Origin of the sequence: Brevundimonas sp. (assembly GCF_044239655.1) — a bacterium.
GTDB lineage: Bacteria > Pseudomonadota > Alphaproteobacteria > Caulobacterales > Caulobacteraceae > Brevundimonas.
Map to the genome: position 1 here is coordinate 1 of NZ_JBIIAY010000122.1, position 9,000 is coordinate 9,000.

Sequence of the window (9,000 nt, forward strand, 5' to 3'; positions counted from 1 at the left end):
TGCGGGCTGATCCGGGCCGGACCGGGCGGCCCTTTCAGGTCCTGCCAGCCCTGAGGGCCATAGTAGCCGCCGGGCGTCACGTTCGGCTGGGTCGCCGCCATCAGGATCGGCAGGGCCCCTGCGGAAGCATCATGGCTGACCAGGGGCTCGATCAGGGGCCGGAACAGCCGCCTGAACCCTTCCAGGGCAAGACCGCTGTCGACCATGGGTCCATTTGCGATCAGGTCGGTGCGGGCATAGCCCGGGTGGGCGGCCACACTGGTCAGACCCCAGCCATTGGCGTCGCTGCGCCCTTGCAGTTCGATGGCGAACATCAGCATGGCCAGCTTGGACTGCTGATAGACGGGCCAGGGCCTGTAGCCGGCTTCATGGTTGAGGTCGTCGAGACGGATCGCCCCGCCCTTGTGAGCGATGCTGGCCAGTTGGACCACCCTCGCCTGCCCGGCCCTCAGCAAGGGCAGCAGCTGCGCCGTCAGGGCAAAATGGGACAGGTAGTTGGTCCCGAACTGCATCTCGAACCCGTCCGCCGTGGTCTGGCGCTTCGGCAGGGCCATGACGCCGGCGTTGTTGACCAGGATGTCGATCGGCCGACCCTCGGCCAGCATCTCATCGGCGAACTCCTTGATCGAATCCAGACTGGCCAGATCGACCTGCTCGAACCAGACCCTGGCCGCCGGATGACGATCCCGGATCAGGGCGGCGGCATCCCTGCCCTTGGCCGGATTGCGGCCCACCAACACGACCTCGGCCCCTGCACCGGCGAGGCCCAGCGCCGTCTCCAGCCCCAGCCCGCCGGTCGCGCCGGTGACGACCGCCAGCTTGCCGGAGAGGTCTGGGATGTCGCGAACGGTGAAGGTGGGCATACCCACGATGTCGGTGCCCCCTGTCCCCACCGCAAGGTCAAAGATCGCCAGGTGTCAGTCCCGTGGTCTTGGCGATCCGGGCCATCATCCGTGGGCCGATCTCATCATCGTCGTGAAAGGCGAAGATCACGTCGGCCCATCCGAGGCGTGACAGGGTTCGGTGCGATCCAGTCCTGCGCTTCTCGGCCCACCCCAGGCGCTTCAGCGCCGCAAGAACTCGACGCGCCTTTGCGCTGGGCCACTGGCTCATGCTGCGGCGAAGAAGCCGCCGAGTTCGGGGGCCGGTTCGCCATTCTCGAGCCGATCCGCCAAGGCGCGCAAAACCAATGCCTCGACCCTGGCAATGGCCTCGCCGCGCGTGGAGCCATAGGCCAACGCACCCGGAACCGCCTCAACTTCAGCGATCCAGCGCCCGTCTTCTTCCTGCTCAACATCGACCTGCATGGTCTGAACGTCTCGCGAATGGCGGCCGATGTCCAGTCTGCCCTACTCCGCCGCGATATTGGTCCCTTGCGGCGCGGTCCAGCGCAGGACCGGCGAGCGGGCGGCGCGGGTTTCGTCCAGGCGCTTCAGCGGGGCGTGGAAGGGGGCACCCTTGAAGCGGTCGACGTCGCCGGCCTTGGCCGCGCCGGCCAGGGCACGCATGGCGTGGATGAAGCGATCCAGCTCCTGTTTCGACTCGGTCTCGGTCGGCTCGATCAGCATGGCCCCGTGGACGACCAGGGGGAAATACATGGTCATCGGGTGGAAGCCCTCGTCGATCATCGCCTTGGCGAAGTCGAGCGTGGTGATGTCCGTGCCCTTCAGCCATTCGTCGTCGAACAGGGCCTCGTGCATGCAGGGACCGTCGGGGAAGGCCGGGCTCATCAGGTCCGACAGGCGGGCCTTGATGTAGTTGGCGTTCAGCACAGCGTCCTCGGCCACCTGGCGCAGGCCGTCCGAGCCGTGGCTCATCATGTAGCTGAGGGCGCGGGTGTACATGCCCATCTGGCCCTGGAAGGCGCACAGGCGACCGAAGGCCTGGGCCGCATCGCCCTCCTCCCGCTCGATCAGGCTGTAGCCGTTGTCGTCGTGAACGACCCAGGGGGCGGGAGCGAAGGGGGCGAGCGCCGCCGACAGCACCACCGGGCCCGCGCCCGGACCGCCACCGCCGTGGGGCGTCGAGAAGGTCTTGTGCAGGTTGATGTGCATGGCGTCGACGCCGAGATCGCCGGGGCGGACCCGGCCGACGATGGCGTTGAAGTTGGCACCGTCGCAGTAGAAATAGGCGCCTGCCTCATGCGTCAGGCGGCTGATCTCCAGGATGTCCCGCTCGAACAGGCCGCAGGTGTTGGGGTTGGTCACCATGATGGCGGCGACGTCATCGCCGAGCTTGGACGCGAGGTCGGCGACATCGACGCGGCCGTCGTCCGTCTGGGCGACCTCCACGACCGTATAGCCGACGAAGGCGGCGGTGGCCGGGTTGGTGCCGTGGGCGGAGGTCGGCACCAGCACCTTGCGGCGCTTCACGTGTTCGCCGGATGCTTCGTGCGCCGCGCGGATGGCCATCAGGCCGCACAGTTCACCGTGGGCCCCGGCCTTGGGCGACAGGGCGACGGCCGGCATCCCGGTCAGGGTCTTCAGCCAGTGCGACAGGGTATCCATCAGCTCCAGCGCGCCCTGCACCGTCGAGATCGGCTGCAAGGGGTGGATGTCCGAGAAGCCCGGCAGGCGCGCCATCTTCTCGTTCAGGCGCGGATTGTGCTTCATCGTACACGAGCCCAGCGGATATATGGCCAGGTCGATGGCGTGGTTCTTCTGGCTCAGCCGGACGTAGTGACGCATCGTCTCTGGCTCCGACAGGCCCGGCAGGCCGATCGGATCCTTGCGGACCAGGTCGCCCAGATCAGAACCGTCCGTTGTGGGTTCCGGCAGATCGACGCCGGTCTTGCCCCAGCCATCGCTCTCGAAGATCAGATGCTCGTCCTGCAACAGGCCACGCGCGCCGGTCAGGGTGGCGGGCTTGGACTGGACGGCGTTCGGGGCGGTCGGACGGCCGACGGTGTTCATGGTGCTCATGGTCAGGCTCCCAGGACCTTGGTCAGCGATTTGGCGAGGATCTGGATGTCGACGTCCATCGTCGTCTCGGTGGCGGCGACCAGCAGGACGTCGTCCATGCCGGCGTCGGGCGCGAGGCGGCTGTAGGGCACGCCCGCCAGCACGTGGTGGTCGGCCAAGGTCGAAACCACCTCGGCCGCGTTCTTCGGCAGGCGCACCGCGAACTCGTTGAAGAAGCGCGGGGTCAGGATCTCGACGCCGGGGATGGCGGCCAGGGCATCGCGGGTGGCCAGAGCCTTCTCGTGGTTCAGCAGGGCCAGTTTGCGCAGGCCCGTCTCGCCCAGCAGGCTCATGTGGATCGTGAAGGCCAGGGTGCAGAGGCCGGAGTTGGTACAGATGTTCGAGGTCGCCTTGTCGCGGCGGATGTGCTGCTCGCGGGTCGACAGGGTCAGGACGAAACCGCGCGTGCCGTCGGCGTCCACCGTCTCGCCGGTCAGGCGGCCGGGCATCTGGCGGACCAGCTTTTCGCGGCAGGCGAACAGGCCGACGTAAGGGCCGCCGAAATTGAGGGCGTTGCCGATCGACTGACCCTCGGCGGCGACGATGTCGGCCCCCATCTCGCCCGGCGATTTCAGCAGGCCCATCGAGACGGCCTCGGTGACCACGACGATCAGCAGGGCACCGGCGGCGTGGGCGGCCTCGGCGATCTTCGTGACGTCGGTGGCGGTGCCGAAGACGTTGGGGGTCTGGACGACGACGCAGGCCGTGTCCTTGTCGATGGCGTCGATGACGGCCGCCTCGGCGTCGATCGCAGCGGTCAGGGCCTGGGTCTCGACGCCGACCGCGTGGACCACGGTCTCGGTGGCCCGGACATAGTGGGGATGGACTCCGCCCGAGATGATCGCCTTGTTCCGGCGCGTCACCCGCGTCGCCATCAGCACGCCCTCGGCCATGGCGGTCGAGCCGTCATAGAGGCTGGCATTGGCGACCGGCATCCCGGTCAGGTTCGCGACCTGGGTCTGGAACTCGTACAGGTATTGCAGGGTCCCTTGCGCAATTTCGGGCTGGTAGGGGGTGTAGCTGGTCAGGAACTCCGAGCGCTGGATGACGTGGTCCACGGTCGCCGGGACATGGTGCTTGTAGGCACCGGCCCCGCAGAAGAAGGGCACCGATCCCGCCGAGACATTGCGACCCGCCATCTTCGACAGGGCCCGCTCGACCTCGAGCTCGCCCGCCACGCGCGGCAGATCGACGAAGCCGTCGCGCTGGGCCGGGCCGGGCACGTCGACGAACAGGTCGTCGATCGAGCTCACGCCGATGGCGGACAGCATCGCCGTGCGGTCGTCGGGGGTCAGGGGGAGGTAGCGCATGCGTAAAGCTTTCCGTGGGGAGCCGGGAAGAGCCTCTGACTATCAATCAGAGGGTGGTCAGGTATTCGTCGTAGGCGGCCTGATCCATCAGGGCGTCGAGCGCGGAGGCGTCGGAAACCTTGATCTTCGCGAACCAGCCGGCACCGACGGGATCGGCATTCACGGTTTCCGGAGCCGTGCCCAGGGCATCATTCGCCTCGACCACCTCGCCGGAGACGGGGGCATAGACGTCGGAGGCGGCCTTGACGCTCTCGACGACGGCGAAGCTGTCGCCCTTGGTCACGGTCTTGCCGACCTCGGGGACTTCCACGAACACCACGTCACCGAGCGCATCGGCGGCGTGTTTGGAGATGCCGACGGTGGCGACGTCGCCGTCCAGGCTGACCCACTCGTGATCCTTGGTGAACTTCATGGCTGATCTCTAGGCTTTGGGTTTGCGGTGATAGCGGGTGGCGACGAAGGGCATGGGGACGACCTCGGCGGCGGCGGGCTTGCCGCGCACGATGACCTTCAGGTCGGTGCCCAGATCGGCGTATTTCGGCGGGACATAGCCCATGGCGATGTTGCGGCCGAGCGTCGGCGAGGGGCCGCCCGAGGTGACCTTGCCAATGACGTTTCCGTCCGCATCGGCGATCTCTGCGCCTTCGCGAGCGGGAGCGCCTTCCTTGACGCTGAGGGCGACACGGACGCGGCTCGGACCGTCGGCCAATTCCTTCAGGATGCGATCGGCGCCGTTGAAGTTGGCCGCCTCCTTGCGCGATTTCGACAGGGCGAAGGTCAGGGCCCCCTCGACCGGCGAGGTGGTCGGATCGATGTCGTGGCCATGCAGCGGCAGGCCGGCCTCAAGCCGCAGGCTGTCGCGGGCACCCAGACCGATCGGCTTGACGCGGGCGTCCTGAAGGATGGTGTTCCAGATGCGTTCGGCGTCGGCGTTCGGCACGGAAATCTCGTAGCCGTCCTCACCGGTGTAGCCCGAGCGGGAGACGTAGCAGTCGACGCCGAACAGCATCAGCCGGGCGGAGTCCATGAAGGCCATCTCGGCCAGCACCGGCTCGTGCGCGACCATGACCTCGGCGGCTTCCGGTCCCTGGATGGCGATCAGGCTGCGGTCGGCGAGCACGGTCAGGGTGGCGTCGCCGGTCAGGTGTTCAGACCAGAAGGCGAAATCCTCGTCCTTGTTGCCGGCGTTGACGACGACGAACAGGCCGTCGTGGTCGGGCTTTCCGGCCATCAGGTCGTCGATGATGCCGCCGCTTTCGTTCAGCAGCAGGGAGTATTTCTGCTTGCCCGCCTTCAGGACCGCGTAGTCGCCGGGCACGAACCGCTCGAACTGGCTGATGGCGTCGGCGCCGGTGATCTTGCACTGGCCCATGTGGCTGACGTCGAACAGGCCGGCGTGTTCGCGGGTCCAGCGGTGTTCGGCCAGGACCCCCTCGTACTGGACCGGCATGTCATAGCCGCCGAAGCCGACCATGCGGGCCCCCAGCGCGCGGTGCGCGGCGTTCAGGGGCGTGGTCTTCAGAGTTTCGGTCATGTCATCCGGCCTTTCAGAGTCGCGTCTTGAGGCGGAAAGCTCCGCCGTCCTCGCGCCCCCGCTGTCTGTGAAGCCTGAGAGATTCCGCTCGTCCCGGCTCGGCCGAGGCCGTCCGGGATGACAAGCTTGCTCCGTCGGCGCGATCCGGGGATCGACTTTCCAGCGTCCGAATGTCCTCGCGGTCCGTTTGCCTGAGCGTTTCCGGGGCGGTTGCGCCTTCGGCTCCGGCGGCTGTCGTAAGCCGCCGATCTCTCCCGCGAGAGCGAAGTGACGTAGGCCTCGACTCACGCGGCAAGTCAAGCTTGGGCGGAGGAACAATGGCCGGAGAGCGGGATTTACCGAGCATCCCACCCTCCAGATTCAAGAGAAGCCCATGTCCATCCTCGATAAAATTCTCGGCAAGGACGAAACGCCGCGCGACACACCGGCCAAGCCCGACATGGCCATGGGCAAGGTGCTGGACACCCTGGCCGGGCTGGGCGGCAAGCCGATCGAGACCCTGACGGCACAGGAGGCGCGGCTGCAGCCGACGCCCACCGATGCGGTGAAGAAAATCCTGCATGACACCGTCAAGGACGAGAACCCGACGATGGGCGTCCAGACCCGCGACATCGTGATCGACGGGGCGGCGGGCCCACTGAAAGCCCGCGTCTACAGCCCCGATCCCGACAGCGACGACCTCAAGCCGCTGGTCGTCTATTTCCATGGCGGCGGTTTCGTCATCGCCGATCTGGACGTCTACGACGGCGGGCCGCGCGGGGTGTCACGGTTTGCCGACGTGGTGGTGCTGTCGGTCCACTATCGCCAGGCCCCCGAGAACAAATTCCCGGCGGCGCATGAGGACGCGGTCGCCGCATGGAAATGGGCCGTCGCCAATGCCCAGTCGATCGGCGGCGATCCCCGCAGGATCGCGGTGATGGGCGAGAGCGCGGGCGGCAATCTGGCCATCAATGTCTCAATCGCGGCGCGCGATCAGGGGCTGCAAGCGCCGATGCACCAGGTGCTGGTCTATCCGCTGGTCGGCACCGACCTCGACAACGAAAGCTACCGCGAGAACGCCACGGCCAAGCCGTTGAACAAGCCGATGATCGAATGGTTCGTGAAACAGATCTTCGCTGACCCGTCCGACCTGATCGACCCGCGCGTCAATGTCGTCGGCAATGCCGACCTGCGGGGCCTGCCGTCGTCCACGGTCATCACCGCCGAGATCGACCCCCTGCGGACCGAGGGCGAGAAACTGGCCGAACTGCTGGAAGCCGCTGGTATCGATACCCGGTCCAAGACCTTCAACGGTTCGACGCACGAGTTCTTCGGCATGGGGCTGGTGGTGCCGGACGCGGCCGTGGCCCAGCAGTTCGCGGCCCACGAGCTGAAGCGGGCGTTCGGCACGGCGATCCTGCCGATCTGACGGCGATCAGAGGGCGGCGTAGGCCTCGACCTCGTCGACGTACGCCGCCTTCTCCGCCGAGGTCAGGAACGCGCCCTCGAAACTGTTGCGCGCGAGCAGGGTGACTTGCTCGCGCGTCAGGCCGACGGCCTGGGCCAGCTGTCGATAGTTCTCGTTCACATAGCCGCCGAAATAGGCCGGGTCGTCCGAGTTGATCGTGACGTGCAGACCCTGACGCAGCATCTCCGGCACCGGGTGGTCCTTCAGGTCATCGACGACGCAAAGCTTGTGGTTCGACAGGGGGCAGACCGTCAGGGTCATGCCGGATTTCGCCAATCGCTCGACCAGGGCCGGATCCTCCATCGAGCGATTGCCGTGGTCCATCCGGTCGATCTTCAACAGGTCCAGCGCCTCCCAGACATAGGCCGGCGGCCCCTCCTCCCCCGCATGGGCGACGCGCTTCAGCCCCATGGAGCCGGCGGCGGCGAAAACCTTCTGGAACTTGGACGGTGGGTGGCCGACCTCGGACGAATCCAGCCCGACACCGCGGATCCGGTCCAGCCACGGTTCAGCGTGCCGCAAGGTTGTGAAGGCGGCATCCTCGTCGAGGTGACGCAGGAAGCAAAGGATCAGCTGCGAACTGACGCCCAGCTCCGTCTCGGCCGCCTTCATGCCGGACAACAGACCGTCGGCGACGACCTGGAACGGGATGCCCCGATCGGTGTGGGTCTGGGGGTCGAAGAAGATTTCGGCGTGGCGCACGGTGTCGGCGGCCGCCCGCTGGAAATAGGCATAGGCCAGGTCGTGGAAGTCCTGCTCGGTCAGCAGGACATTGGCCCCGGCGTAATAGATGTCGAGAAAGTCCTGGAGGTTCGAGAAGTCGTAGGCGGCACGCACTGCCTCGACACTGTCGAACGGGATAGCGACCTTGTTTCGCTCGGCCAGGGCGAACATGAGCTCGGGCTCGAGACTGCCCTCGATATGCAGGTGCAGTTCGGCCTTGGGCAGGCCGGCGATGAAGGTGTCGAGGGTCATTCATGCGCCCCTGTCGAGATGGGCTGGAGGCCGTCAAGAGCCGCCGCGACCAAGATCGCACGAGCTTCGTCTTCGACCGAACGTCCGTTCATTGCAGCTCTGAGCTCCAGACGCCGCATCAGGTCGTCTTCGATATCGGGTATGTCGATGTCTGCTGGCATGACCGATACTTGCCAGAGGATCGGAACAAGAACTAGCCGCTACATCCGCTCCGGCGTCTCGATCCCCAGCACGTCCAGCGCCAGCACCAGTTGATCCAGCGCCGCCTTCGACAGGGCCAGGCGCGAGCCGCGCGTCGCCTCATCGGGCGCGATCAGTACCGGGCAGGCGGCGTAGAATTTCGAGAAACTCTGGGCCAGCCGGTAGGCGTGTTCGGCGATCAGGTGCGGCATCCGCTTGTCGTAGGCGTCCGACACCGCCTGATCGAAGGCGTCCAGGGTCAGGGCCAGGTCGCGTTCGGCCGGTTCGGCGATGGCGATCGGCGACAGTCCCGCGCCCTGTTCCGCGGCACGGCGCAGCAGGGAGCGGATGCGGACGACCTGGTACAACAGGTACGGCCCGGTCTTGCCCTCGAAGCTCATGAATCGATCGAGGTCGAAGACGTAGCTGGTGGTGCGGCTGTTCGACAGGTCGGCGAATTTCAGCGCGGCGATAGCGACCTTGTGAGCCGTGGCTTCGAACTCGTCGGGCGACAGGTCGACGCCGAGATTGGCCTCGGTCAGGCGAGCGCGAGCCTTGTCCCGGGCCTGTGTGATCAGGTCGTGGAGTTTCAAC

General features: G+C 66.6%; 11 protein-coding genes and 2 riboswitches. Of the genes, 1 reads left to right on the top strand and 10 read right to left on the bottom strand.

What is annotated here, in order from left to right:
- The 7 genes from ACILQR_RS13780 to gcvT all read right to left on the bottom strand — a co-directional run.
- A partial coding sequence (locus tag ACILQR_RS13780) for an SDR family oxidoreductase (protein WP_395651968.1) occupies positions 1-863 on the bottom strand: 863 nt, incomplete at its 3' end.
- A gap of 37 nt (positions 864-900) precedes the next feature.
- On the bottom strand, positions 901-1,113 hold the full coding sequence (locus ACILQR_RS13785) for a type II toxin-antitoxin system HicA family toxin (protein ID WP_395651969.1): 213 nt from the start codon (positions 1,111-1,113) through the stop codon (positions 901-903).
- On the bottom strand, positions 1,110-1,307 hold the full coding sequence (locus ACILQR_RS13790; protein WP_395651970.1) for a type II toxin-antitoxin system HicB family antitoxin: 198 nt from the start codon (positions 1,305-1,307) through the stop codon (positions 1,110-1,112). Before ACILQR_RS13790 ends, ACILQR_RS13785 begins: the two co-directional genes overlap by 4 nt.
- Positions 1,308-1,349: 42 nt before the next feature.
- Positions 1,350-2,921 carry an aminomethyl-transferring glycine dehydrogenase subunit GcvPB gene (gene gcvPB / locus ACILQR_RS13795; RefSeq protein ID WP_395651971.1) on the bottom strand — a complete coding sequence of 524 codons (1,572 nt, stop codon included), beginning with the start codon at positions 2,919-2,921 and terminating at the stop codon, positions 1,350-1,352.
- 2 nt (positions 2,922-2,923) lie between these two features.
- The gene (gene gcvPA, locus ACILQR_RS13800; RefSeq protein ID WP_395651972.1) at positions 2,924-4,270 is read right to left on the bottom strand and encodes an aminomethyl-transferring glycine dehydrogenase subunit GcvPA; all 1,347 of its coding nucleotides are present in this window, start codon (positions 4,268-4,270) and stop codon (positions 2,924-2,926) included.
- A 46-nt stretch (positions 4,271-4,316) separates the two neighbouring features.
- Positions 4,317-4,682: a glycine cleavage system protein GcvH gene (gene gcvH / locus ACILQR_RS13805; RefSeq protein ID WP_395651973.1), complete on the bottom strand. Its 366-nt coding sequence runs from the start codon at positions 4,680-4,682 to the stop codon at positions 4,317-4,319.
- A 9-nt stretch (positions 4,683-4,691) separates the two neighbouring features.
- A complete protein-coding gene (gene gcvT / locus ACILQR_RS13810) occupies positions 4,692-5,804 on the bottom strand; it encodes a glycine cleavage system aminomethyltransferase GcvT (RefSeq protein ID WP_395651974.1) in 1,113 nt (370 codons plus the stop codon).
- 59 nt (positions 5,805-5,863) lie between these two features.
- A riboswitch (glycine riboswitch) is annotated at positions 5,864-5,969 on the bottom strand.
- A 4-nt stretch (positions 5,970-5,973) separates the two neighbouring features.
- Positions 5,974-6,071, bottom strand: a riboswitch (glycine riboswitch).
- A gap of 106 nt (positions 6,072-6,177) precedes the next feature.
- Between gcvT and ACILQR_RS13815 the strand changes: the two genes are divergently transcribed.
- Positions 6,178-7,212, top strand: a complete 1,035-nt coding sequence (locus ACILQR_RS13815; protein ID WP_395651975.1) for an alpha/beta hydrolase — start codon at positions 6,178-6,180, stop codon at positions 7,210-7,212.
- Between the two features lie 6 nt (positions 7,213-7,218).
- Here ACILQR_RS13815 and ACILQR_RS13820 read toward each other — a convergent pair whose 3' ends face one another.
- The 3 genes from ACILQR_RS13820 to argS all read right to left on the bottom strand — a co-directional run.
- Positions 7,219-8,226, bottom strand: a complete 1,008-nt coding sequence (locus tag ACILQR_RS13820; protein ID WP_395651976.1) for an adenosine deaminase — start codon at positions 8,224-8,226, stop codon at positions 7,219-7,221.
- The gene (locus tag ACILQR_RS13825; protein WP_395651977.1) at positions 8,223-8,387 is read right to left on the bottom strand and encodes a FitA-like ribbon-helix-helix domain-containing protein; all 165 of its coding nucleotides are present in this window, start codon (positions 8,385-8,387) and stop codon (positions 8,223-8,225) included. The genes ACILQR_RS13820 and ACILQR_RS13825 overlap by 4 nt, the downstream gene beginning before the upstream one ends.
- Before the next feature lie 39 nt (positions 8,388-8,426).
- Positions 8,427-9,000: arginine--tRNA ligase (gene argS / locus ACILQR_RS13830; protein WP_395651978.1), on the bottom strand; the 574-nt coding region annotated here is incomplete at its 5' end.

What these genes read in the sequence shown, in the direction of transcription:
- ACILQR_RS13825 (WP_395651977.1), bottom strand. Translation starts at nt 8,387, where the DNA reads ATGCCAGCAGACATCGACATACCCGATATCGAAGACGACCTGATGCGG.
- gcvPB (WP_395651971.1), bottom strand. Translation starts at nt 2,921, where the DNA reads ATGAGCACCATGAACACCGTCGGCCGTCCGACCGCCCCGAACGCCGTC.
- gcvPA (WP_395651972.1), bottom strand. Translation starts at nt 4,270, where the DNA reads ATGCGCTACCTCCCCCTGACCCCCGACGACCGCACGGCGATGCTGTCC.
- gcvT (WP_395651974.1), bottom strand. Translation starts at nt 5,804, where the DNA reads ATGACCGAAACTCTGAAGACCACGCCCCTGAACGCCGCGCACCGCGCG.
- gcvH (WP_395651973.1), bottom strand. Translation starts at nt 4,682, where the DNA reads ATGAAGTTCACCAAGGATCACGAGTGGGTCAGCCTGGACGGCGACGTC.
- ACILQR_RS13815 (WP_395651975.1), top strand. Translation starts at nt 6,178, where the DNA reads ATGTCCATCCTCGATAAAATTCTCGGCAAGGACGAAACGCCGCGCGAC.
- ACILQR_RS13785 (WP_395651969.1), bottom strand. Translation starts at nt 1,113, where the DNA reads ATGAGCCAGTGGCCCAGCGCAAAGGCGCGTCGAGTTCTTGCGGCGCTG.
- ACILQR_RS13790 (WP_395651970.1), bottom strand. Translation starts at nt 1,307, where the DNA reads ATGCAGGTCGATGTTGAGCAGGAAGAAGACGGGCGCTGGATCGCTGAA.
- ACILQR_RS13820 (WP_395651976.1), bottom strand. Translation starts at nt 8,226, where the DNA reads ATGACCCTCGACACCTTCATCGCCGGCCTGCCCAAGGCCGAACTGCAC.